Here is a 24,215-nt window from a genome sequence, read left to right as displayed (position 1 = left end):
TTTTGCTACACTTGTTACATATTGCTACAGATGGAGGAGAAATGGCTGACAGCGCTGGTCGGGTGACCCGCTTCGCCGCTGACCTGGTCGACAGCGCCGCGGCTGAGGGGGCGCGGCAGAGCCGTTCGGCCAAGCAGCAACTCGACCACTGGGCCCGGGTCGGGCGCTCAGTGTCGAGCCAGCACTCCGCTGCACGTCGCCGGGTTGAGGCGGCACTGGCCGGGGACCTGGAACTGGGCGAGCTGAGTGTCGAAGAAGGCGTCGTCTTCAACGCCGAAATCTCCGCGGCGATCCAAGAAAACCTCAACGAATCCCACTACGGGGAGCTCTTGGCCAACCGTGGTGTCACCACTGTGGCCCTTAACCAGGCCGGCGAGATCGTCGAATACCGGCCCGATGGTGAGTCGGTGGTATTGAGTTCCAAGCCGCGACCCAAACGACGCAAGAAGGTGAACGCCGGGGCCCGATGAACCGGCTTGACCTGGTCGTCGGCCCGAACGGAGCGGGCAAATCGACCTTCGTCGAACTCACCCTCGCTCGGCTGCTGCCGAAAAGCGTTTTTGTCAATGCCGACGAGATAGCCAGGCAACGGTGGCCCAGCGACTCGGCGGCGCATTCCTATGAGGCCGCCCGGGTAGCCGCCGACACCAGGGCGAGGCTCATTGAGCTGCACCGATCGTTCATCGCCGAAACGGTGTTCTCCCACCCGTCCAAACTCGAGCTGATCGACAGCGCACACGCGGCGTCCTACACCATCGTTCTGCACGTACTGCTCGTTCCCGAAGAGCTGGCCGTCGAGCGGGTGAAGCACCGAGTCGCGGCGGGCGGGCACCTGGTGCCCGAGGACAAGATTCGTCAGCGGTACCAACGCCTTTGGCCATTGGTCGCCACCGCGATCACCCGGTGCGACTCCGCGACCCTCTATGACAACAGTGCACTCAAAGGACCTCGCATCGTCGCTGAGATGAGCGTTGGCCAGCTTGTCGGCGCGCCTACTTGGCCAGCGTGGACGCCAAGCACTTTGACGTCGCGCTGGCCCGCATAGGCGCGCTACTTCAGCAGCGCGACGATCTTCTCTTCGAGCGCGACGGGTGGATCCTCGAGATCGACCGGAATCGTCTTGGGCAGCACTACATCTGGATCGGCGAAGTCGCGATACGTTTTGTCGCCGGCCAGCGTAGCGAGCAGATATCCAGTCAGCAGGGCACGAACCGACCGCTGGGTACGGCGGTCGGAGCCGGGTAACCCGAACACCGATGCCAGTCGCCGGCCCTCGCCCAACCCCCTGGGTTCGGCCTTGCTAACGATGCGCAGCGTGGCCGAAGTCCACGCGAAGGAGAGCGCCAGCGCGTTGGCGTTCAACGTCTTTGAGTCTCCCGGTGCGGCGAGGATCAAGCCGGGCACCTTCAGCGACGTTGCCGGCTGTTCGGCCGGGGGAGCGGTGACGGTCGGGAACACCGCGGCCACCGCCGCCAGTGTGGTCGGCATTCCAGCCGCCGCGAATACGGCGGCCGAGGCCCCGAAACCATGGCCCACCACCCCGAGCTTGGCGGGGTGCACGCTGATGTTGCCCGGCCCAAGGCGTACACCGGCCACGATGTCGAGGGCGGTGCCGAGATCGGAAGCCGCATTGAGCACCGAAGGCGCCAGGCCCCGCTCGGTGTCGGGAGCGCCGGCCACGATGCCCCACGACGCGAGATGCTCAAGCAGACCCGCATAACGGGCCGTGCCGGTGAGCCAATCGTGACCGAAGGCGATGCCGGGAAGGTTCAGCCCCGATTCGGGGGTGTAGACCACGCCTGGCAAACCGGCAAAAGCCAGGTCACCACGCAAAACCCGGTGCGGGCCACGGCGGCTGAGGGCGGCGACGAGCTTGCGGGTGCGGGCCACCCGTTGACGTTAGCGGGGATGGGTCCGATGCGTCCATGTGACGCCGTCCCAGCACCGCTGCCGCAGGCCGACCGGCCTGTCGGGGCGTTGGGGTTCCCAGACAAGGCCGGCAGGTCCGGCCTTGCGCCGGCGGGTCAAAAACCGCCTAGAGCGCACGCTCGATGCGGTTTGACCAGGGGTTTAGCGCCTGATCGCCTCGCCACAGGCCGGGCTGAACCTCCATCTGCACTACCCTGGTCATGATGTGCGGAATTGTCGGCTACGTGGGGCAGGCCCCTGCCTGCCAAGTCGTCATGGACGCACTGCGCCGCATGGAGTACCGCGGCTACGACTCGTCGGGCATCGCGCTCGTCGATGGCGACGGCAAACTGACCGTGCGCCGTCGCGCCGGCCGGCTGGAAAACCTGGACAAAGCGGTAGCCGAGATGTCGCCGGAGCACCTGCGCGGCACCACCGGCCTGGGCCACACCCGCTGGGCCACCCACGGCCGTCCGACCGACCGCAACGCCCACCCGCACCGCGATGCCGCCGGCAAGATCGCCGTCGTCCACAACGGCATCATCGAGAACTTCGCCACCCTGCGTCAAGAGCTGGAATCGGCCGGCGTCGAATTCGCCAGTGACACCGACACCGAAGTCGCCGTGCACATGGTCGCCCGCGCGTATCGCGAGGGTGAGACGGCCGGCGACTTCGCCGCGTCGGTGCTGGCGGCGCTGCGCCGACTCGAGGGCCACTTCACTCTGGTGTTCGCCAACGCCGACGAGCCGGGCACCATCGTGGCGGCCCGACGGTCGACCCCGCTGGTGGTCGGTGTCGGTGACGGCGAGATGTTCGTCGGCTCCGACGTCGCCGCGTTCATTCCGCACACCCGCAACGCCGTCGAGCTCGGCCAGGACCAATGCGTGGTGCTCACCGCAGACGGCTACCGGATCACCGACTTCGACGGTAACGAAGACGTCGAATATCGCGAGTTCCATATCGATTGGGACTTGGCCGCCGCCGAAAAGGGTGGCTACGAGTACTTCATGCTCAAGGAGATCGCCGAGCAACCTGTCGCGGTCGCTGACACTCTGCTCGGCCATTTCGTGAACGGCCGCATCGTGCTCGATGAGCAACGGCTCTCCGATCAGGAACTGCGCGAGGTCGACAAGGTATTCGTGGTCGCCTGCGGCACCGCATATCACTCCGGGCTGCTGGCGAAGTATGCGATCGAGCACTGGACGCGCTTGCCGGTGGAAGTCGAGCTGGCCAGCGAATTCCGGTACCGGGACCCGGTTTTGGACCGCAGCACGCTGGTGGTGGCCATCTCGCAGTCCGGTGAAACCGCGGACACGCTGGAAGCGGTCCGGCACGCCAAGGCGCAGAAGGCCAAGGTGCTGGCGATCTGCAACACCAACGGCTCGCAGATCCCGCGCGAGTGCGATGCGGTGCTCTACACCCGCGCCGGGCCGGAGATCGGTGTGGCCTCGACGAAGACCTTCCTGGCTCAGATCACCGCCAACTACCTGGTCGGCCTGGCGCTGGCGCAGGCCCGCGGCACCAAGTACCCCGACGAGGTCGAGCGCGAATACCGTGAGCTGGAAGCGATGCCGGACTTGGTGTCCCGGGTGCTCGCGACGATCGGGCCGGTATCCGCGCTGGCTCATCGCTTCGCCCAATCCTCGACGGTGCTGTTCCTGGGTCGCCATGTCGGCTACCCAGTGGCGCTGGAAGGCGCGCTGAAACTCAAGGAACTGGCCTATATGCACGCCGAGGGTTTTGCCGCCGGCGAGCTCAAGCACGGCCCGATCGCCCTGATCGAGGACGACCTGCCGGTCATCGTCGTCATGCCCTCGCCCAAGGGATCGGCCACGCTGCACGCCAAGCTGATGTCCAACATCCGCGAGATTCAGACCCGCGGTGCGGTGACCATCGTGATCGCCGAAGAGGGTGACGACACGGTGCGGCCCTACGCAGACTACTTGATCGAAATCCCTTCGGTGTCAACACTTCTGCAGCCTCTACTGTCGACTATCCCGCTTCAGGTGTTCGCCGCGGCGGTGGCCCAGGCGCGCGGCTACGACGTCGACAAACCGCGAAACCTGGCGAAGTCGGTCACGGTTGAGTAGCCGGCGCTCGAGACTCGGCATCGCCGGTGTCGTGCTGCTCGTTGCGGCCTATGTCGTCTCGATCGCGCTCTACATCGGCAGCGGTATGGGCCACCGCAATGTGGCGGTTCGCGGTTTCACGGCGCCCGATGTTCCCAAGGTGACCATCGATGTGCAAGAAGTTCAGACGAACAACAGTCTGCTTATCGCCGACGTCAGTGTTGCGCCTGGACCCTCGATGCTGGACCCGCAAACCCACAGCCTCAAGGAAGACCTCACCATCGCGGTCACCTCCGCGGTGACGGCCAGCAAGCGCACATGGCCGAAAGGCACACTGCCCGACGTATTTCGCGTATCGCTGGCGGTGGCCGGCGAAGTCGCGGAATGGCCCTTCGACGAATACCATTCGGGGCCCATCGTCGCCGAACTCTTGTCCGGCTCGTCGAACCTGCGGCTGGCGGCGACGGTCACCTTGGTCGACCGCATCCTGGGCTGGGATATCGAGGTGAATCGCCTCGACGAAGCCGATCTGGTCAGCCCCTATCAAGTGGACGTGATGCGGGCGCCGAGCACCGTGGCGTTCGGGGTCGTCATCCTCGCGGTGCTGATCGCACTTGCAGCCTTCGGCGCGTTCGTCGCGGTGCAGACGGTGCGGGATCGACGGCAATTCCAGCCACCGATGACGACGTGGTACGCGGCCATGCTGTTCGCGGTGGTGCCGCTGCGAAATGCGCTGCCCGACGCGCCTCCATTCGGAAGCTGGATCGACATCACGATCGTGCTCTGGGTGATCGTCGTCTTGGTGATCTCGATGGGGCTCTATATCTCGTGCTGGTGGCGGCATCTGCGGCCCGAACCCGAACAGCCCGCCGCTCTCGAGTAGCAGGGCCGCGATCGGACTGCTGGTGGCGAACCGTGAGAGAACACGCGCACAAGCCGACTTAGCTTCTGGCAATGGTGTGTAGCACGGGTTTACTATCTGTGGCCGGGCTCGCATCTCAGACGACCCAGTCAACGGGGAGGCAATCTTGTCGTCGCGCGGCGTCGCTAGGGGCAATCGTCTGACGAAAGTTTCGATGCTTGGCCTGGTGGTCTTTTTCGTTGCCACGTACATCACCACGATCGCGCTCTACGCCAGATCCGGTTGCGGCTGCCCGCTTCAACTCACCCAGGGCGCACCGGCGGCCGACGGGACCACGGTGACGATCGACTTCCTCGAACTTCAATCGATGCAGGGCGCGCTGCACGCCAACGTCACTATCACCCCCGGGCCCGGGCTGGTGGATCCGGTAACCCGCGGTCTGAACGCAGACCTCGCTGTCGTGGTCCACTCCGCCGTCACACCGAGCAAGCGCTCCTGGACAAAAGGAATGCTGCCCGGCGAGTACCCCGTCCCGCTGACCATCAGTGGTGACCCCTCGCAGTGGCCGTTCGATACTTTTCAGTCCGGGCCAATCACGGTTGACCTGATCTATGGCTCCCAGCGACCCGAACAGGTGCCGGTCAAATTCGTCGACCGCGTTTCCGGCTGGGCACTTGCCGTGGCCGGCGCCGGCAGCCCGCAGTCGCCGTACCGAGTGGAACTGCGGCGAGCGCCCAGCATTGCGGCGTTCGCGGCCGTCGTCATCGTGGTGATGCTCGCGCTCGCCGGGGCTGCTTCCTTCGTCGCCATTCAGACGGCGCGCAACCGTCGAAAATTCCAGCCGCCGATGACAACGTGGTATGCGGCAATGCTGTTCGCGGTGATACCGCTGCGAAATGCGCTGCCCGACGCACCCCCGATCGGATCGTGGGTTGACGTCACAATCACGCTGTGGGTCATCGTCACCTTGGTGATGTCGATGCTGCTCTACGTCTATTGCTGGTGGCGGCACCTAAGACCTGAACCGGAAAATTCGGCATAAAGTCTGCCGAAACGACCGGGCATGCGAAAGTTGACGCCGTGGCGGATGGATCGGTGCGGGGGAGACTGCGGAGCCTGGCGCTCGCGGTCTGGCATTTTGTCAGCGGTGCGCCGTTAACCTACGGCTGGCTGTTGGTCCTGATGGCTACGACGATCGTCCAAAACCAGCTGTCCGGGCGGCAATTGCACTCGGTTTTACTGCACCGCTCCACCAACATTCACGAGTTGGGAACTGATCCGCTCGCCGTGCTGTTTTCCAGCCTGCTGTGGATCGACGGCAAAAGCCTGGAGCCCTATCTGCTGCTGTTCACCCTGTTTCTCGCGCCGGTTGAACACTGGCTCGGCCACCTCAATTGGCTCATCGTCGGATTGACCAGTCACATCCTTGCGACGTATATCAGCGAAGGCATCCTGTACTTCGCGATCGAGGAACACGACGCATCCGAACGGCTGGTGCTCTCGCGCGATATCGGGGTCAGCTATTTCCTTGCCGGCATTATGGCCGTGCTGACTTATCGCATCGTGCGACCATGGCGCTGGCTTTATCTCGGCGTGCTGCTCGTCATCTTCGGCTTCCCGCTGATCACGATGAGCCGGCACGGCATCAACTTCACCGCGATAGGTCACTTCACGTCGATCCTCATCGGACTCTGCTTCTATCCGATGGCCCGCGCCAAGCAGGACAAGCCATGGAGTCCGGCGCGGGTCAGGGCCGCTTTCCGGCGATACCGTTACGGGTAATTTGCACGGCGAAGTGCTCGGTGGCACGCGACGCGCTGACCGGTGACGCGACTCGGAAGGCTGAAACGATGGGACAGGTGCGCGAGGTCTACGGCGCGTCACTGTCCCCGGATGCAACCGCGTTCGCCCACATCGTCGACGACGGCGGCTATCCCCGCGCGGTGCAACGCTTTTTGCGCGGTTGGCGGGCCAGCTCTTCGCGCAATGTTGAGCTCCCGGTCGAGGGTCCGGTCTCTCGCGTCATCCACTCCGCGGACGGCCAGTGGCTGGCATGTGAGGTGACGCCGGACGGGAGCGGATCTCGCAGCCAAATCTGGTTGGTCACCACCGATCCCGATGATCGAATGGCCCGGCGCATCGACGACCAAGAGGCCGGGACGGCTGAGCTGATCGCGTGGGACGGCACCCTGGTGGCGGCGATCCTGACCGGTGAGGACGGGGTCGGGCGGTCTTGCCTGATCGATCCGGCAGACGGTCGCCACATCGTGCTGGACAGCCGATCAGGCGGCCGGCTGGTCGACGCCTGGGCCGGGGCGGCACTGATTCGGGTCGGCCCGCGTGGCTACCACGAAATGATCATGCTGTTCGGAGAGACCGAAATCGCCTTGCTGCCTTCCGATCCCGGATCCACGACCGCGGACGGGATCATTCTGGACGACCACCAGCCCCGTCGGCTGCGCTACGGACTCACCGGCGAGCAGACGAAGCTGTACAACCCGGGTGTCGGCGCGGACGGATACGTACGGGCACTGATCCGCAGTGACCATGGCTGCGAGCACGCCCGCCTGCTGGAAGTGGCCGTCACGCTGGACGGCGTCAAATACTCCGTAGTGGCCGAGCGTCCGGACTGCGATCTCGCCGAGTTCGCCGTCAGCGACGACCTGTCCACCGTCGCGCTACTGTGGAACCTGCAGGGCCGCAGCGAATTACAGATTCTGGAATACTCCGATTACACGCTGACAGCGCCCATTGGATTGCCCGGGCCGGTCGCGCGCGAGCTGTCGATCAGTGCCGGTGGCTCGATGGTCGCGATGACCGTCGAGGGACCCGCCCTGCCGCGAATCGTTGAATTGGTGGACCCGCGTTCGCGCGAATGGGAAGTCGTCGACACCGAACGCGACCGCGGCGCGGAGATCCCCGGTATCTTCGCCCAGTCGCAATCGATTACGGCGCGCGACGGGCTGAGCCTGAACGCCTGGCTGTATCGCCCGATGGAAGCCAGCGCTCCGGCGGGCGCGGTCGTGTTTCTGCACGGCGGTCCCGAGGGTCAGGCCCGGCCCGGTTACAACGACATCTTTGCGCAACTGGTCAACGACGGGTTCAGCGTGCTTGCACCGAATGTCCGCGGCTCCGGGGGTTTTGGAAGGACTTTCGTCCACGCCGACGATAAGGAAAAGCGGTTCGCCGCCATCGATGACGTCGCCGACTGCGTGCAATTCCTGGTGGACAGCGGCCTCGCCGACCCGCGCCGCGTTGCCTGCGCGGGCTGGTCATACGGCGGCTACCTGACGCAGGCGGCGCTGACGTTTCATCCCGCATTGTTCGCAGCAGGAATCAGCATCTGCGGAATGAGTGACCTGAGCACGTTCTATCGCAACACCGAACCGTGGATCGCGGACTCCTCTTATCCCGAGTACGGCCACCCCATTGGCGACCGCGAACTACTTGAGCAGTTGTCGCCGTTGCGGCGGGTCGATGCGTTGGTGGCCCCGTTGTTGGTGGTGCACGGGGCCCATGACACCAATGTGCCGGTCAGCGAATCGGAACAGATCGTCGAGGCGCTGCGCAACGTTGGTCGCCGCGTTCACTACCTGCTGTTCAGCGACGACGGACATGAGATCGTCAAGCGCGAGAACCGTGCGGCGCTGGCCACGGCGATGAGCGAGTGGCTGACCGTGGCATTCGACGCCAGCGCCGTTTCGCCGCCGTCTCGCGCGGTGGGCGAAGTCGGCAGCGCTTAGCTTCGCGTGGCGGTGATGTAATGCATCGCCGACAGCGTCTCTTCCTTGTCGACCGGCTCGGCCGGCCCGGGCGGCAGCGAAAGACCGTAATTCACAGCCAATTCCGGCACCGTGGCGGCGGATGTCGTCCAGCCGAGCGAGCTCAGGTACTCGACCACGTCGTTGCGGTCGCCGGCATACCAGAGATCCGTCATCTCGATGTCGAAGCCGTGCTCGCGCCACTGCTCGGTGACTACCCGGATCCGGTCGGCCATCGTTGCTACGGCATCGCTGGCGCCCTGCAGGTTTTCGGTGGCCAACTGACTTCCCGGCGCACTGAGCTCAGTGATGTTGTCCAGCAGCCGATCCTGGGCCTCAGGCGGCAGGAACGGCATCAGACCCTCGGCGCTCCAGGCGGTGGGCTTGCCGGGGTCCAGGCCCGCGGCGCGCAGCGCGGCGGGCCAGTCGTGGCGAAGATCGACGGGTACCGCCCGGCGATCGGCGGTCGGGGTGGCGCCCAGCTCGGCCAGGGTCGCGCTTTTGAACTCGATCACCTGCGACTGGTCGATCTCGAACACCGTGGTTCCGCCCGGCCAGGGCAGCCGATAGGCGCGAGCGTCCAGCCCCGACGCCAGGATCACCGCCTGGCGGATCCCCGCCGCGCCCGCGGCCACGAAGAAGTCGTCGAAGAACCGGGTGCGCAGGCCCATCATGGCGCCCAGGCCCACCATCCCGAAGTCGCCGTTGTCGTCGACCGTGGCGGGATCCAGCTCGCCGCTGGCCAGCCGGGTGAAGAAGTTCACGCCGACCGCGCGCACCAGCGGTTCGGCAAACGGGTCGTGGATCAGTGGGTTGGGCGCACGGCCGGCCAGCGCGCGTCCCACCGCGACGCCGGTTGCGGTGGCTCCCACGCCATTTGCCAGGTCCCAGGTGTCGTCGTCCGTCCGCGTCATCGTCCCTCCATTCGCCGCTACAGCCGAATGTACGGACGGCTCCTTGACGCGTGCTGTGCGCAAACACAGATGAGCATGGAATGCTGAATTCGATGCGGCATTACTACTCCGTAGATGCGATCCGCGACGCCGAAGCACCGCTGCTGGCCAGCCTGCCCGATGGCGCCCTGATGAAGCGTGCCGCCTTCGGGCTGGCCACCGAGATCATCGGTGAGCTGAGGACCCGCACCGGCGGGGTCGCGGGCCGTCGGGTGTGTGCGGTCGTCGGGTCGGGCGACAACGGTGGTGACGCACTGTGGGCGGCCGCTTTCCTGCTACGCCGCGGCGCGGCGGCGGACGCGATATTACTCAGTCCGGACCGCACCCACCCCAAGGGACTGGCAGCCTTCCGGAAGGGCGGCGGCCGCATCGTGGAGAGTGTCTCGCCGACAACCGATCTCGTCATCGACGGCGTGGTCGGCATCTCCGGCTCCGGTCCGCTGCGGCCGGCGGCGGCTGAGGTATTCGCGGCTGTCGATGCGCAGGGAATCCCGGTGGTCGCCGTCGACCTCCCCAGCGGTATCGACGCGGCGACCGGTGCGATCAGCGGCCCCGCGGTGCACGCCGTGTCGACCGTCACGTTCGGCGGCCTCAAGCCCGTACACGCGCTCGCCGACTGCGGCGACATCACGATGGTCGATATCGGGCTGGATCTCGCCGAAACCGACGTGCTGGGTTTCCAGGCCGGCGACGTCGCGGCCCGCTGGCCGGTGCCGGGTGCACGCGACGACAAGTACACGCAGGGGGTGACCGGCATCCTGGCCGGCTCGTCGACGTATCCGGGCGCCGCCGTGCTGTGCACCGGCGCCGCGGTAGCGGCCACCTCGGGCATGGTCCGTTACGCGGGCAGCGCGCACAGCCAGGTGCTCGCGGTATGGCCCGAGGTCATCGCGACGCCCACCCCTGCGGCGGCCGGCCGGGTGCAGGCGTGGGTTGTCGGTCCGGGGCTGGGCACCGATGAGGCGGGTGCCGCCGCGTTGTGGTTCGCGCTGGGCACCGACCTGCCCGTGCTGGTGGACGCCGACGGGCTGACCATCCTGGCCGCGCACCCCGACCTGGTGGCCAACCGCCGGGCGCCGACACTGCTGACACCGCACGCCGGTGAATTCGCCCGGCTGGCGGGCGCCGCGCCCGGCGACGACCGGATCTCAGTCTGCCGCAAGCTCGCCGACACGTTCGGCGCCACCGTGCTGCTCAAGGGAAATGTCACCGTCATCGCGGACCCCGGTGGCCCGGTCTACCTGAATCCGGCCGGGCAGTCCTGGGCGGCGACCGCCGGGTCGGGCGACGTGCTGTCGGGAATGATCGGCGCGCTGCTGGCGGCGGGACTACCGCCGGCCGAGGCCGCCGCTGTCGGCGCGTTCGTTCACGCCCACGCCGCCGCGCTCTCGGCCGCCGACCCGGGCCCGGGCGAGGCACCCACCTCGGCGTCACGAATCGCCGGCCACATCCGCGCCGCCCTAGCCGCCCTTTAACAGCTCACGAGAGGATCCGCCATGACCGGCAGCCATCCATCCGTTCCCGGGCACTCGATCGCCCCGGCTTACACCGGCCGGCTGTTCACCGCACCGATCCCCGCGCTGCGGCTGCCGGAGGAATCGATGGATCCGGATGCCGCCTACCGCTTCATCCACGACGAGCTGATGCTGGACGGCAGTTCGCGGCTGAACCTGGCCACCTTCGTCACCACCTGGATGGATCCCCAGGCCGGGCGACTGATGGCCGAGACCTTCGACAAGAACATGATCGACAAGGACGAATACCCCGCGACCGCGGCTATCGAGCAGCGCTGCGTGTGCATGGTGGCCGACCTCTTTCACGCCGAGGGCCTGCGCGACGACGACCCGTCTAGCGCGACCGGGGTATCCACCATCGGGTCCAGCGAAGCGGTGATGCTGGGCGGGCTCGCGATGAAATGGCGCTGGCGCGAGAAGGTCGGCAAAGACTGGAAGGGCCGCACCCCGAACTTGGTGATGGGCTCCAACGTCCAGGTTGTCTGGGAGAAGTTCTGCCGCTACTTCGACGTCGAACCGCGCTACCTGCCGATGGAGGAGGGGCGCTACGTGATCACGCCCGAGCAGGTCCTCGACGCCGTCGACGAGGACACCATCGGCGTGGTGGCGATCCTGGGCACCACCTACACCGGCGAGCTCGAACCCGTCGCCGAGATCTGCGCGGCGTTGGACAAGCTGGCGGCCGGCGGCGGCGTGGACGTTCCGGTGCACGTCGACGCGGCCAGCGGCGGATTCGTGGTGCCGTTCCTGCACCCCGAGCTCAAATGGGATTTCCGGCTGCCGCGGGTGGTGTCGATCAATGTCAGCGGCCACAAGTACGGGCTGACCTACCCGGGTGTCGGGTTCGTCGTCTGGCGCAGCACCGAGTACCTGCCCGAGGACCTGGTGTTCCACGTGAACTACCTGGGCGGCGACATGCCGACGTTCACGCTGAACTTCTCCCGCCCCGGCAACCAAGTGGTCGGCCAGTACTACAACTTCCTGCGGCTGGGCCGCGAGGGCTACACCCAGGTCATGCAGACGCTGTCGTCGACCGCGCGCTGGCTGGGGGAGCAGCTGCGCGTCGGCGACCATTGCGAGCTGATCTCGGACGGTTCGTCGATCCCGGTGGTCAGCTTCCGGCTCGCTCGCGACCGCGGATACACCGAGTTCGACGTCTCCCACGAGCTGCGCGGCTACGGCTGGCAGGTGCCCGCCTACACGATGCCCGACAACGCGACGGACGTATCGGTGCTGCGCATCGTGGTGCGCGAGGGTCTGTCCGCCGACTTGGCCCGAGCGCTGCACGACGACGCCCGCACCGCCCTGGCCTCGCTGGACAAGCTGAAACCGGGCGGGCACTACAGCAACGAACATTTCGCGCACTAGCTTTGTGAGCGCAGACTCTTGGGTATATCCAGTTCCGTACTGCGGGACGACAGGAGGCGGGCGTGAGCGGCGAGGTCAGCGAAGGCAAGGACGCGGTCCAGCGGGTTAATTGGCCGGGGACGGCCGCGACTGGGGCGGAATCCACCGAACTCAGAGAGTTGGACCTTGTCGAGCTGGCGCTGGAGTCCTATAGCGCCGAGATACATCCGGCCCACGACCAGATCGATCTGGAGACTTATGGTGGCGGATTCGATCTCACCAGGCGCGCCACCGCACCGAGGCTACGGGTGGGCGCGGACAAGTGGTTCAACCTGCTTTGGCTGATCCCGATCGGCTTCGCGCTACTGGTTGCGGCGGTGGCGATCGGCAAGGGCCTGCACAACATGCCGGCGGTGCAGGCATTCATCCAGCGGTACCCCGGCACAGATAGTCGCGGTGTCAGCCCTGGCATGCATGCCTGGGAAGGGTGGACACACTTTTTCAATCTGTTCCTGATGACCTTCATCATTCGGTCCGGGATTCAGATTCTGTGTGACCATCCGCGGCTGTACTTCAGCCGCAACTGCACCCCAGGTAAGGACGAGTGGCTGCGAGTGGGGCCGCCGGTGCCGGAGGGATATTGGACCGCCAACGATGACACCGTCGCCTTGCCGGGACAGTTCGGCCTGCCCGGCTTCCGGCACTCCATCGGGCTGGCGCGCTGGTGGCATCTCGGAGCTGACGTGCTGTGGCTGCTCAACGGGCTGGTTTTCTACGTGTTGCTGTTCACCACCGGGCAGTGGCGTCACCTCGTGCCGACGAGCTGGGACGTCTTCCCCAACGCCGCGTCGGTGGCGATCCAGTACCTGTCGCTGGACTGGCCGACCACCGACAACGGTTGGGTTGCCTACAACGGTTTGCAATTGCTGGCCTATTTCACGGTGGTCTTCGTCGCGGCGCCGGCAGCGCTGATCACCGGGTTGGGGATGTCTCCGGCGCTGTCGATGCGTCTGACGGTCATCAGCAAGCGATTGAGCATCCAGGCCGCGCGCTCGCTGCACTTCCTGGTGCTGTTGTTTTTCATCTTCTTCATCGTCGTGCACGTCACGTTGGTGTTCGCCACGGAGGCATTGCGCAACCTCAACCACATGTTTGCCGCGAGTGACGACAACGGTTGGGTGGGCTTTGGCGTGTTCGTCATCGCCATGGTGGTGACGGCCGTGGGCTGGGTGGCGGCCACCCCGTTCACCATTCGCCACCCCCGGGTAGTGCAGCGGGTCGGAGACGCGCTGATCGGACCCCTGCAGCGAGTGCTGGAAAGGATGAATCCGGAACCCGGCGCCTTCACCGAGAAGGACATCTCGTCCTACTTCTGGCACAACGGCCGCTTACCCGACACCGTCGAGTACAAGGACCTTGAGGCGAACGGCTTCCGTGATTGGCGACTGCGGGTATACGGCCTCGTCGAAAACCCCAGGCAGTTCTCGCTCGACGAGCTAAAGGCGCTGAACTACCACGACCAGATCACGCAACACTTCTGTATCCAGGCCTGGTCGGGCGTCGCCAAATGGGGCGGTATCTCGATGCAGGCGATCATGGACATCGTCAAGCCACGACCAGAAGCGAAATGGGTGGCGTTCTACTCGATGGGCCTCGGTGCCACCGGCGGCATCTACTACAACGTGCATCCGATCGAGCAGATGAGCCATCATCTGACGATGCTGGCCTACAGCATGAACGACGAACCACTGAGCTATGGTCACGGCGCACCCTTGCGGCTGCGCAACGAATTGCAGCACGGCTTCAAGCAAGTCAAGTGGATCAAAGGGATCGAGTTTCTCGCTCATTACTCCGAAATCGGGAGCGGGTATGGCGGTTACAGCGAGGACCACAAGTACTTCGGACGCCACCAGACGATCTGAGCGGCCACGGGATCAGTGTGCTCGGGAGGTTCTGGGACAATGGCGTCCGTGGCAGCTACGCCGATATCCCTGACACCGGGCATCCTCGCCGAGGCCCTGGTGGACCTGGGGGCAATCGCGCACAACGTCCGAGTGCTGCGTGAACACGCCGGTTCTGCGCAGGTGATGGCTGTTGTCAAGGCCGACGGCTATGGCCACGGCGCCATCCGTGTTGCCCACACCGCATTGGCGGCCGGCGCCGCCGAGCTGGGTGTGGCCACCGTCGACGAAGCCTTGGCGCTGCGCGCGGACGGAATCACCGCGCCGGTGCTGGCCTGGCTACATCCGCCCGGCATCGACTTCGGGCCCGCGGTGATGGCCAACGTGGAGATCGCCGTGTCCTCGGCGCGCCAGCTCGACGAGCTGCTGGATGCCGTGCACCGAACCGGCCGCACCGCAACGGTGAGCATCAAGGTCGACACCGGGCTGAATCGCAACGGTGTGGCCCCGGGCCAGTACGCAGCGATGCTGACCGCGGTGCGCCAGGCTGTCGCCGACGAGACGATCCGGGTGCGGGGACTGATGTCGCACATGGTGTTCGCTGACCAGCCGGACAACTCCGTCAATGACGTTCAAGCGCAACGGTTCAGCGAGATGCTTGCCCAGGCGCGCGAGCAGGGGGTGCAATTCGAGATTGCCCACCTGTCGAATTCGTCCGCCACGATGTCTCGTCCCGACCTGGCCTTTGACATGGTGCGGCCCGGGATCGCGGTGTACGGGCTGAGCCCCGTTCCTGAGCTCGGCGATATGGGCCTGATACCGGCGATGACGGTGAAATGTGCTGTCGCATTGGTGAAGTCGATTCGTGTCGGCGAAGGCGTGTCTTACGGACACACCTGGATCGCGAAACGCGACACCACCGTGGCGTTGCTGCCCATTGGATACGCCGACGGTGTCTTCCGATCCCTCGGTGGACGCCTCGACGTGCTGATCAACGGCAGACGACGCCCCGGCGTGGGGCGGATCTGCATGGATCAATTCCTCGTCGACCTCGGTCCCGGCCCCCTCGATGTGGCAGAAGGCGACGAGGCGATTCTGTTCGGTCCCGGCACCAGTGGCGAGCCCACCGCTCAGGACTTGGCCGATCTGCTCGGCAGCATCCACTACGAAGTGGTCACCAGTCCGCGGGGGCGGATCGTCAGGACCTATCGCGAGGCCGGAACCGTTGAGCGATGAGGAAACTCGCCGGCGCCAGCGGGGGAGGGTCTGGCTTGCTGGAGGTGCGGGGCTGACCGCGGTTGCCACCATCGTGGGCGCCTCGGTCCGCCGGTCGATGACGCAACGCGTCACCCTGACCGAAGATCCTTACGCCGATGAGGATTTCGAGCAGTTGGACTGCGACCGCAGCTATGTGGTGACCACGCCCGACGGCGTGCCGCTGGCGGTCCGCGAAGTCGGCCCGCTGGACGCCCCGCTGACCATGGTCTTCGTGCACGGATTCTGTCTGCGGATGGGGTCGTTCTATTTTCAGCGCAAGCGGCTCGCCGAGAAATGGGGTCCGCGAGTGCGCATGGTGTTCTATGACCAGCGCGGGCACGGGCGTTCCGGGGAGGCCTCGCCGGAGACTTACACGTTGACCCAGCTGGGCCAGGATCTGCAAAGCGTGCTGACCGAGGTCGCGCCGCGCGGGGTGATCGTGTTGGTCGGCCACTCGATGGGTGGGATGACGGTGTTGTCGCACGCCCGGCAGTACCCCGCCCAGTACGGCGGCCGGATCGTCGGCGCGGCGCTGATTTCCTCCGCGGCCGAAGGCGTTACCCGATCACCGCTGGGTGAGATACTGAAAAACCCTGCGGTGGAGGCACTTCGATTCACCGCACGGTCGGCCCCTAAGCTGATGCACCGCGGCCGCAATGTGTCCCGGTCGCTGATCGGCCCGATTCTGCGGGCCGCCTCCTACAGCGATCTACATGTCAGCCGCAGCCTGGACGCGTTCTCCCAGCGGATGATGAACGGCACCCCGATTCCCACCCTGGTGGGCTTCCTGCGCGCCCTGGAAACCCACGACGAAACCGCCGGGCTGTGGACGCTGCTGCGGGTCCCGACCCTGATCGCTTGCGGCGACCACGATCTGATCACGCCGGACGAGTACTCGAGAAAGATGGCGGCCTCGCTGCCGCGATCGGAGCTGGTCATCGTCGGCGGGGCCAGCCACCTGGCCCTGCTGGACAAGCCCGAGGCCATAAATGAGGGCCTGGTACGGCTGATCAATCGGGCCATTCCAGGCAAAATGACCCTGTGGTACCAGCGGACCCGAGTACGGTTGCGGCGCCGTGGCTGAGCTGAGACTGGGACCGGGCACGGCCAGCTGCGAGCGCGTCCAGGACACCATTGCGCTCGGCTCGCAGTTGGGGCAGCAGCTGCGCGCCGGCGACGTCGTGGTGCTCTCCGGTCCGCTCGGAGCCGGAAAGACCGTACTGGTCAAGGGGATTGCTGCGGCGATGGATGTCGACGGTCCAGTCACCTCGCCGACGTACGTGTTGGCCCGGGTGCACCCGCCGCGACAGGCGGGTACACCGGCGATGATTCACGTCGACGTATACCGGCTGCTAGACCACCAGGGCACCGACCTGCTGGGCGAACTCGACTCGCTGGACCTCGACACCGATCTCGAGGACGCTGTCGTGGTGGTGGAATGGGGCGAGGGCCTTGCCGAACGCCTTTCCGAACGTCACCTCGACATCCGGCTGGAGCGGGTCAGCGGATCCGACGTGCGGATCGCAACCTGGGAATGGGGCCGCTCGTGAGCCTGATCCTGACGCTGGATACTTCCACGCCGGCGGTGACGGCGGGCATTGTGCGGCTGCCCGATCACGACGTCCTGGCCCAGCAGGTCACCGTCGACGCTCGGGCGCACGCCGAACGGCTCACTCCCAACGTGCTCGGCGCGCTCGCCGAAGCCGCAGCGACGATGGGTGACCTCGATGCCGTCGTGGTCGGCTGCGGCCCCGGGCCGTTCACGGGTTTGCGGGCCGGGATGGCTAGCGCCGCGGCGTACGGGCATGCGCTGGGCATCCCGGTGCACGGCGTGTGCAGCCTGGACGCCATTGGCGTGCTGACCACTGGGGAGGTGCTGGCGGTCACCGACGCCCGCCGTCGCGAGGTCTATTGGGCGCGCTACCGCGACGGAGTCCGCACCGACGGCCCGGCCGTTAACGCGCCCGCCGACGTCGACCCCGGAGCGGCCGAAGCAGTCGCCGGCTCACCCGAGCATGCCGCGCTGTTCGGCCTGCCGCTGCGCGAGCCCGTGCACCCGACACCGGCTGGACTAGCGGCCGCGGTGTCCGACTGGTCCGCCGACCCGGCGCCGCTGGTGGCGCTGTATCTGCGCCGGCCCGACGCCAAGCCGCTGGCGACCCGCCAATGACCGCCGGCAGCGAGCCGGTGACGATCGGTGATTTGAACCGCGCCGACGCGCAGCGGTGCGCGCAGCTGGAAGCTGCGCTATTCGACGGCGACGACCCCTGGCCTGCGGTAGCGTTCTGCCGCGAATTGGCCAGTGCCCACAACCATTACGTCGGCGCGCGCACCGCGAGCACGCTCGTCGGCTACGCGGGCATCTCCAGGCTGGGCCGCAAACCGCCGTTCGAGTACGAGGTACACACCATCGGCGTCGACCCGGCCTACCAGGGCCAGGGCATCGGCCGCCGGCTGCTCGCCGACTTGCTCGAGTTCGCCGAAGGCGGTGTCGTCTACTTGGAAGTGCGCACCGACAACGAGGCGGCTCTTGCGCTGTACCGCAGCATGGGTTTCGAGCAGATCGGTCTGCGCAAGCGCTATTACCGAATCAGCGGTGCGGATGCGTACACGATGCGGAGGCTGGCCTTGTGAACCACATTTTGGCCATCGAAACCTCTTGCGACGAAACAGGAGTCGGCATCGCGCGGCTCGACTCCGATGGCACCGTCACGCTGCTGGCCGACGAGGTGGCGTCCAGCGTCGACGAGCATGTGCGGTTCGGTGGCGTGGTTCCCGAAATCGCGTCCCGCGCACACCTGGAGGCCCTCGGCCCGGCCATGCGCCGCGCGCTGTCGACCGCAGGCCTGGCGCGACCGGACATCGTCGCGGCCACCATCGGACCCGGGCTGGCCGGCGCCTTGTTGGTAGGAGTGGCTGCGGCCAAAGCGTATTCGGCCGCGTGGGGCGTGCCGTTCTATGCGGTGAACCATCTGGGCGGGCACCTGGCCGCCGATGTGTACGAACACGGGCCGCTGCCCGAGTCGGTGGCACTGCTGGTGTCCGGCGGACACACGCACCTGCTGCACGTGCGTTCGCTCGGTGAGCCGATCGTCGAGCTGGGCAGCACGGTCGACGACGCCGCGGGCGAGGCCTACGACAAGGTGGCGCGGCTGCTGGGTCTGGGCTATCCGGGCGGCAAGGTGCTCGACGACCTGGCCCGCACCTGCGGCCGGGACGCCGCGGAGATCCCTGTGTTCCCGCGCGGCATGACCGGCCCGCGAGATGACCCGTTCGCGTTCAGCTTCTCCGGGCTCAAGACCGCCGTCGCGCGGTATGTGGAGGGCAATCCGGACGCGCAGTCGGCCGACATCGCCGCCGGGTTTCAGGAGGCCGTCGCCGACGTGCTGACGCGCAAGGCGGTGCGCGCGGCCACCGGGCTCGGCGTGCAGACCTTGCTGATTGCCGGGGGAGTGGCCGCCAACTCGCGGCTGCGGGAGCTGGCGACGCAGCGCTGTGCCGAAGCGGGCCTGACGCTGCGTATCCCCAGGCCACGGCTCTGCACCGACAATGGGGCGATGATCGCGTCGCTCGCCGCGCACCTGGTTGCCGCGGGTGCGGCGCCGTCGCCGCTGGACGTGCCCAGCGACCCGGGGCTGCCGGTGGTAAAAGCCCAGGTGAGCTGAGCTCAGAGCGTAAATACGCGGGAAGCAGCAGGGCGGTCTTGAGTGCTAGCACTCTCGTGTATAGAGTGCTAGGTGGCAATCGGACGATCCCCTGTGTCGGCTCCCGCGACGACGGCTCAAGGGCCCGGCCGAATGCCGAATCATCTGGTAATTGGACGGTTCGGGCAACCCCTGGATCGACCGCCAACTCCAGTCCGGGCGAGCGTCCCGGACCCGATCCAAATAGTGGAGGGCTCCAATCGTGGCGAAGGTGAAGATCAAGCCACTCGAGGACAAGATTCTCGTGCAGGCCAACGAGGCCGAAACCACGACCGCGTCCGGTCTGGTTATTCCTGACACCGCCAAGGAGAAGCCGCAAGAAGGCACCGTCGTCGCAGTCGGCCCCGGCCGGTGGGACGAGGACGGCGACAAGCGGATCCCGCTGGACGTGTCGGAAGGTGACACCGTCATCTACAGCAAGTACGGCGGCACCGAGATCAAGTACAACGGCGAGGAGTACCTGATCCTGTCGGCACGCGACGTGCTGGCTGTCGTATCCAAGTAAAGAACCGTGTCCCGCCCCGGCGATCCCCGTGTGCAAGCACGGGTGATTTCCGGGGCGGCATGCGTTTAAAGGAGCCTGATGAGCAAGCTGATTGAGTACGACGAAACCGCGCGCCGCGCGATGGAGGCGGGCGTGAACAAGCTCGCCGACACGGTGCGCGTCACGCTGGGCCCCCGCGGCCGGCATGTGGTGCTGGCCAAGGCGTTTGGCGGTCCCACTGTGACGAACGACGGCGTGACCGTCGCGCGGGAGATCGACCTGGAAGACCCGTTCGAGAACTTGGGTGCCCAGTTGGTGAAGTCGGTGGCCACCAAGACCAACGACGTCGCCGGCGACGGCACCACCACCGCGACTGTGCTGGCGCAGGCGCTGATCAAGGGCGGCCTGCGTATGGTCGCCGCCGGAGCCAACCCGATCGCCCTGGGCGTGGGCCTGAGCAAGGCCGCCGACGCGGTGTCCGAGGCGCTGTTGGCCGCGGCCAAGCCGGTGTCCGGCAAGGACGCCATTGGGCAGGTGGCGACGGTCTCTTCGCGTGACGAGCAGATCGGTGCGCTGGTCGGCGAGGGCATGAACAAGGTCGGCACCGACGGCGTCGTCAGCGTCGAGGAATCTTCGACGCTGAACACCGAGCTGGAGTTCACCGAGGGTGTCGGGTTCGACAAGGGCTTCCTGTCGGCATACTTCGTCAACGACTTCGACTCCCAAGAGGCCGTGCTCGACGAGCCGCTGATCCTGCTGCACCAGGACAAGATCAGCTCGCTGCCGGACTTGTTGCCGATGCTCGAGAAGATCGCCGAATCGGGTAAGCCGCTGCTGATCGTCGCCGAGGACGTCGAGGGCGAGGCGTTGGCGACGCTGGTGGTCAACTCGATCCGCAAGACGCTCAAAGCGGTTGCGGTCAAGGCGCCGTTCTTCGGCGACCGTCGCAAGGCCTTCCTGGAGGATCTGGCGATCGTCACGGGCGGCCAGGTGATCAATCCCGACGCCGGCCTGGTGTTGCGTGAGGTGGGCGCCGACGTGCTGGGCTCGGCCCGCCGCGTGGTGGTCAGCAAGGACGACACCATCATTGTCGACGGCGGCGGCTCCAAGGATGCGGTGGAAAAGCGCGTCAAGCAGCTGCGTGCCGAGATCGAGGGCAGCGATTCGGAGTGGGATCGCGAAAAGCTGCAGGAGCGGGTGGCCAAGCTGGCCGGCGGCGTGGCCGTCATCAAGGTGGGGGCCGCCACCGAGACGGCGCTCAAGGAGCGCAAGGAAAGCGTCGAGGACGCCGTCGCGGCTGCCAAAGCGGCCGTCGAGGAGGGCATCGTCGCGGGCGGTGGATCGTCGCTCATCCAGGCCGGTAAGTCGCTGGCGAAGCTGCGTAAGTCGCTGTCCGGCGACGAGGCCTCGGGTGTCGACGTGTTCGCCGACGCCCTTTCCGCGCCGCTGTACTGGATCGCCGTCAACGCCGGGCTCGACGGCGCGGTCGCGGTCCACAAGGTCAGCGATTTGCCGGCCGGGCACGGCCTGAACGCCAGCACGCTGACCTACGGCGACCTGATCAAGGACGGTGTCATCGACCCGGTCAAGGTCACTCGGTCGGCGGTCCTGAACGCGGCGTCGGTGGCCCGCATGGTGCTGACCACCGAGACAGCGATCGTCGAGAAAGTAAGCCAGGACGATGATGACGACGGCCACGGCCACGGCCATCATCACCATCACTAGAAACGCGCAGCCACGGAACGCCCCGGATCTATGGTCTGGGGCGTTTCGTATCTACTGACCGGCCGACGCGGGCGCGTCGGGGCGCCATTCCCAGGCCCGGCAGAACGTGGAGGCGGGCGGAAGGCAATCCTGCCCGTCTCGTAGGGCCCGATGTCACGCAAACCGCGACGTGCCAGGCGTGGCGGCGCCGGGTGGCGGAGAACGCTCCGGACGGCCGGAGGCCAAGCTTGTCGCTAGTGCCTTAGGGCGATCATCTTCGACGGATTCCGACACCTGGGCGATACTCTTCATCGTGAGAAGGTCAGGCGCAAAGTGTTGGTAATCGTATCGGTTTTTGACTGCACGTACAAAATGAGATGGCGATAGGTGCTGGACTATAGGAAGACTAGTATTATCGCGTTGCTTCGCGCTAAGTCGTGTCCGAGACCGCCTGTATACGGAGGCGTCTTAAAAAATAGTCACGGAATCTGCTGATGGAAGAATTCCAAAATGAATTTACCCCGCTGGAGTTTCGGGGAAGTTCGATGAATATACATAAGCATGAAAGCTTGACTAAAGTCGAAGTAGTGGTGGTCTTCGTCCATGGGTTGATGGGTTCCGGATATGATACATGGGTCGACTTTCCGAAGTTTATCTTTGAGAGTAGCATAAAGCCAATATGTGACGTTGCAGTATTCGACTACTGCAGCGGCTACCGAAAATGGATCGGCGTTCGACCAAGTCTCCGAAAAGTGTCCGAATCGTTGGCGGAGCGGCTTGGGTATTTAGCTGAGAAGAATTACGAGCATATCTATATCGTGGCACACAGCATGGGAGGTCTGATATCGCTTCACGCCGTGAAGCATTATCTCGATCACCGTGATCGAGCCACAAAGAGGCTTAAACAAATAGCGGGGATTATGCTTTTTGGTTCTCCCTTGGATGGGTCTCGATGGTCTCTTGCGGCACTCGTGATACTGTTTCGTGAGGCGGGTTATCTGTGGGTTCACGCTCCACATTAGCGCAGGCTGCGTAGATATTTCGATAATCGTGTCGAAACCAGGAATCTTGACATTTATGGCCAGTCTGACTATCGGATTGCTTTGTATGCGGGCACCGGCGATCATGACGTATTTGTGACGAGTGAAAGTGCCACGTTCGGTATAAATGATGAACAGCACCGGCCCTTCGTTGAGGATCATTTGAGCCTAGTGAAACCGGGTTCAGCAGATGCGGATCAAGTTTCTTGGGTGGAGAAAATGGTCCGAGATGTAACCCGTAATCGAGGTGCCATTCTCATCAGTATTAATGAAACTCTCGATGCAGCTCGACCTCGTTTACCGAAGACGGCAATTGGCAACGACAACGATTCAACACTGGTTACGGATTTGCTCTGTGAAGTCGATGGTCACGAATGGTGGGCGATCTATAACACAGTAGTGGCAAGCGCATCGACAGGGATCGTCACGGTTTGCGATCGCTCCGATTCTCGGTCGCGGTAAAAAAATTCAGAGTTGCTATTTTGTGTGGGTGATTCCGTTCATTTGATCAGACAGCGTCCGTCGACGATTGAAATGCTCGCGACAGCAAGGAACGCATATATCGAGAACGATGTCGATGTTCGCATAGTCGCCGTCGGCGACGAAACTGCCGCCGCCCGTGATGCACTTATGGCAGTTATCGATCCAGGCTCTTTGTCAAGGAAGACGCGCGCGTTGTTCGTAAACGCGGTAGTAGATGGCATTGGCCTGTCTCAGCAATTGCAAAGATATATCGCGGTTCTTATCGCACAGATGGAAGACCGCCTACGCGATCGTTCGGATATCAGCAGTGATGTGCGAATAGAAGGGCTCGAACATTGAACCTAGCTTGGCTTGCTGCGGTGTTAAGTCCATTCGAGATAGCCGCCCATCCAAATTTCGGGTCGTCCGGTGGCTTTCGGCCCGAAGAGGATCTTGCAGCTATAGTGCTCGGACGAATTCCGTCCTGGGAGCAGTTTGAGAGGCGCATCGCTCCTCCGGAAGAGGAGGGTCCACCCGTCGATGAGGCTGTTCGGCTTGTGTATGACGCGATATACAAGGGTGGATCCGCTATCGAGCAATTCTTCGAGACCGTCCTAATCATTGATGGTGGGGATGTCGCCCGCTCGACTGCGCTGACCCTTCTGGCATGTGTTCTAGCAGGGATGGACGATAACCATGATCTGTGCGAGCGTCTCGTATCAAATGCGTTGCAGATGCTTGCAGTCGAGGACGGCGAATCGGTTCTCTGTCGAGCCGCTCTCCTCCAGCAGCGCGCGTTGAGACGTCGCGATGTAGGTCAACAGTCAGAGGACGACTCAATTGAAGTGGCGTCGACGCTCGAAGCGCTCGATGTGAAGAACTTTGAGACATTCTCGACGAACGGAGTGACGACGAGATCGTGTAGCGCGGTGCTAGACGATATCAGAAAGACTTTGATAAGGGCCTCATGGAGCACTGTATCGAGCAGCTTCTTTAGTGAAGGTGAGGCCGTAGGGCCAATACCATCTAGGAGAGATCAGCTTTTCGTTGAACCCACAGAACGTCTAACAAAATTAGAGTCTTACGAGTTGGAGGAATATTACCGATACGTAGAGCGTGCTTATGACAGGCTTCTACGGCAAATCCCGCAAACTGTGTGGGGAGGTAGGCCTCCGGACATTTTTTTGAAGTTCTTGCTTACGAGCTTTATGGTTATGCTGGCGTCGCCCATAATCGTAAACAATTAGCC

At 64.8% G+C, this 24,215-nt stretch carries 23 protein-coding genes; 21 read left to right on the top strand and 2 right to left on the bottom strand.

What is annotated here, in order from left to right:
- Nucleotides 1-41 precede the first annotated feature (41 nt).
- Together DB708_RS06195 and DB708_RS06190 are read left to right on the top strand one after the other, a co-directional pair.
- Entirely contained in the window at nucleotides 42-470 is a 429-nt protein-coding gene (locus DB708_RS06195; protein WP_108921073.1) for a TA system antitoxin ParD family protein, read from the top strand.
- Nucleotides 467-1,045 carry a zeta toxin family protein gene (locus DB708_RS06190; RefSeq protein ID WP_108921072.1) on the top strand — a complete coding sequence of 193 codons (579 nt, stop codon included), beginning with the start codon at nucleotides 467-469 and terminating at the stop codon, nucleotides 1,043-1,045. The genes DB708_RS06195 and DB708_RS06190 overlap by 4 nt, the downstream gene beginning before the upstream one ends.
- 5 nt (nucleotides 1,046-1,050) lie before the next feature.
- Here the strand turns inward: DB708_RS06190 and DB708_RS06185 are convergent, their stop codons facing one another.
- Nucleotides 1,051-1,890 (bottom strand): dienelactone hydrolase family protein, encoded by an 840-nt coding sequence (locus DB708_RS06185; protein ID WP_108921071.1) that lies wholly within the window; start codon nucleotides 1,888-1,890, stop codon nucleotides 1,051-1,053.
- Nucleotides 1,891-2,132: 242 nt separating this feature from the next.
- Here DB708_RS06185 and glmS point away from each other — a divergent pair, with 242 nt between their 5' ends.
- From glmS to DB708_RS06160, 5 genes are all read left to right on the top strand, one after another.
- Nucleotides 2,133-3,998 carry a glutamine--fructose-6-phosphate transaminase (isomerizing) gene (glmS, locus tag DB708_RS06180; protein WP_108921162.1) on the top strand — a complete coding sequence of 622 codons (1,866 nt, stop codon included), beginning with the start codon at nucleotides 2,133-2,135 and terminating at the stop codon, nucleotides 3,996-3,998.
- Complete coding sequence (locus tag DB708_RS06175; RefSeq protein ID WP_235616653.1) at nucleotides 3,991-4,860, top strand: DUF4436 domain-containing protein; 870 nt, start codon at nucleotides 3,991-3,993, stop codon at nucleotides 4,858-4,860. Before glmS ends, DB708_RS06175 begins: the two co-directional genes overlap by 8 nt.
- Nucleotides 4,861-5,053: 193 nt before the next feature.
- Complete coding sequence (locus DB708_RS06170) at nucleotides 5,054-5,881, top strand: DUF4436 domain-containing protein (protein WP_108921070.1); 828 nt, start codon at nucleotides 5,054-5,056, stop codon at nucleotides 5,879-5,881.
- A gap of 38 nt (nucleotides 5,882-5,919) precedes the next feature.
- The gene (locus DB708_RS06165; protein WP_235616652.1) at nucleotides 5,920-6,621 is read left to right on the top strand and encodes a rhomboid-like protein; all 702 of its coding nucleotides are present in this window, start codon (nucleotides 5,920-5,922) and stop codon (nucleotides 6,619-6,621) included.
- A 68-nt stretch (nucleotides 6,622-6,689) separates the two neighbouring features.
- Complete coding sequence (locus tag DB708_RS06160) at nucleotides 6,690-8,582, top strand: alpha/beta hydrolase family protein (RefSeq protein ID WP_108921159.1); 1,893 nt, start codon at nucleotides 6,690-6,692, stop codon at nucleotides 8,580-8,582.
- Here the strand turns inward: DB708_RS06160 and DB708_RS06155 are convergent.
- Nucleotides 8,579-9,514, bottom strand: coding sequence for a class I SAM-dependent methyltransferase (locus DB708_RS06155; protein ID WP_108921069.1), 936 nt, complete (start codon nucleotides 9,512-9,514; stop codon nucleotides 8,579-8,581). The genes DB708_RS06160 and DB708_RS06155 overlap by 4 nt on opposite strands.
- 92 nt (nucleotides 9,515-9,606) lie before the next feature.
- Between DB708_RS06155 and DB708_RS06150 the strand changes: the two genes are divergently transcribed.
- The 14 genes from DB708_RS06150 (at nucleotide 9,607) to DB708_RS06085 (ending at nucleotide 24,213) form a co-directional block, all read left to right on the top strand.
- Nucleotides 9,607-11,028, top strand: coding sequence for an NAD(P)H-hydrate dehydratase (locus DB708_RS06150; RefSeq protein ID WP_108921158.1), 1,422 nt, complete (start codon nucleotides 9,607-9,609; stop codon nucleotides 11,026-11,028).
- A gap of 21 nt (nucleotides 11,029-11,049) precedes the next feature.
- Nucleotides 11,050-12,435, top strand: a complete 1,386-nt coding sequence (locus DB708_RS06145) for a glutamate decarboxylase (RefSeq protein ID WP_108921068.1) — start codon at nucleotides 11,050-11,052, stop codon at nucleotides 12,433-12,435.
- 158 nt (nucleotides 12,436-12,593) lie between these two features.
- Entirely contained in the window at nucleotides 12,594-14,336 is a 1,743-nt protein-coding gene (locus DB708_RS06140; RefSeq protein WP_108921157.1) for a molybdopterin-dependent oxidoreductase, read from the top strand.
- 48 nt (nucleotides 14,337-14,384) lie between these two features.
- Entirely contained in the window at nucleotides 14,385-15,551 is a 1,167-nt protein-coding gene (gene alr / locus DB708_RS06135; protein ID WP_201263437.1) for an alanine racemase, read from the top strand.
- On the top strand, nucleotides 15,541-16,656 hold the full coding sequence (locus DB708_RS06130; protein ID WP_108921066.1) for an alpha/beta fold hydrolase: 1,116 nt from the start codon (nucleotides 15,541-15,543) through the stop codon (nucleotides 16,654-16,656). The genes alr and DB708_RS06130 overlap by 11 nt, the downstream gene beginning before the upstream one ends.
- Nucleotides 16,649-17,122 carry a tRNA (adenosine(37)-N6)-threonylcarbamoyltransferase complex ATPase subunit type 1 TsaE gene (gene tsaE, locus DB708_RS06125; RefSeq protein ID WP_108921065.1) on the top strand — a complete coding sequence of 158 codons (474 nt, stop codon included), beginning with the start codon at nucleotides 16,649-16,651 and terminating at the stop codon, nucleotides 17,120-17,122. The genes DB708_RS06130 and tsaE overlap by 8 nt, the downstream gene beginning before the upstream one ends.
- Nucleotides 17,119-17,742, top strand: a complete 624-nt coding sequence (gene tsaB, locus DB708_RS06120; protein WP_409347560.1) for a tRNA (adenosine(37)-N6)-threonylcarbamoyltransferase complex dimerization subunit type 1 TsaB — start codon at nucleotides 17,119-17,121, stop codon at nucleotides 17,740-17,742. The genes tsaE and tsaB overlap by 4 nt, the downstream gene beginning before the upstream one ends.
- Nucleotides 17,739-18,206 (top strand): ribosomal protein S18-alanine N-acetyltransferase, encoded by a 468-nt coding sequence (gene rimI / locus DB708_RS06115; protein ID WP_108921063.1) that lies wholly within the window; start codon nucleotides 17,739-17,741, stop codon nucleotides 18,204-18,206. The genes tsaB and rimI overlap by 4 nt, the downstream gene beginning before the upstream one ends.
- Nucleotides 18,203-19,237 (top strand): tRNA (adenosine(37)-N6)-threonylcarbamoyltransferase complex transferase subunit TsaD, encoded by a 1,035-nt coding sequence (gene tsaD, locus DB708_RS06110; RefSeq protein ID WP_108921062.1) that lies wholly within the window; start codon nucleotides 18,203-18,205, stop codon nucleotides 19,235-19,237. The genes rimI and tsaD overlap by 4 nt, the downstream gene beginning before the upstream one ends.
- A 241-nt stretch (nucleotides 19,238-19,478) precedes the next feature.
- On the top strand, nucleotides 19,479-19,781 hold the full coding sequence (gene groES, locus DB708_RS06105; protein ID WP_036466886.1) for a co-chaperone GroES: 303 nt from the start codon (nucleotides 19,479-19,481) through the stop codon (nucleotides 19,779-19,781).
- A 78-nt stretch (nucleotides 19,782-19,859) separates the two neighbouring features.
- The gene (gene groL, locus DB708_RS06100) at nucleotides 19,860-21,485 is read left to right on the top strand and encodes a chaperonin GroEL (protein WP_108921061.1); all 1,626 of its coding nucleotides are present in this window, start codon (nucleotides 19,860-19,862) and stop codon (nucleotides 21,483-21,485) included.
- A 473-nt stretch (nucleotides 21,486-21,958) separates the two neighbouring features.
- Nucleotides 21,959-22,486, top strand: a complete 528-nt coding sequence (locus DB708_RS06095; protein ID WP_108921060.1) for an alpha/beta fold hydrolase — start codon at nucleotides 21,959-21,961, stop codon at nucleotides 22,484-22,486.
- A gap of 504 nt (nucleotides 22,487-22,990) precedes the next feature.
- The gene (locus tag DB708_RS06090) at nucleotides 22,991-23,326 is read left to right on the top strand and encodes a hypothetical protein (RefSeq protein ID WP_133250985.1); all 336 of its coding nucleotides are present in this window, start codon (nucleotides 22,991-22,993) and stop codon (nucleotides 23,324-23,326) included.
- Complete coding sequence (locus DB708_RS06085) at nucleotides 23,323-24,213, top strand: hypothetical protein (protein ID WP_133250984.1); 891 nt, start codon at nucleotides 23,323-23,325, stop codon at nucleotides 24,211-24,213. The genes DB708_RS06090 and DB708_RS06085 overlap by 4 nt, the downstream gene beginning before the upstream one ends.
- Nucleotides 24,214-24,215: the final 2 nt, after the last annotated feature.

Origin of the sequence: Mycobacterium montefiorense (assembly GCF_003112775.1) — a bacterium.
GTDB classification, from domain to species: domain Bacteria; phylum Actinomycetota; class Actinomycetes; order Mycobacteriales; family Mycobacteriaceae; genus Mycobacterium; species Mycobacterium montefiorense.
Note: the sequence above shows the minus strand (reverse complement) of the source record. Positions and strands in the feature narration are given on the sequence as shown.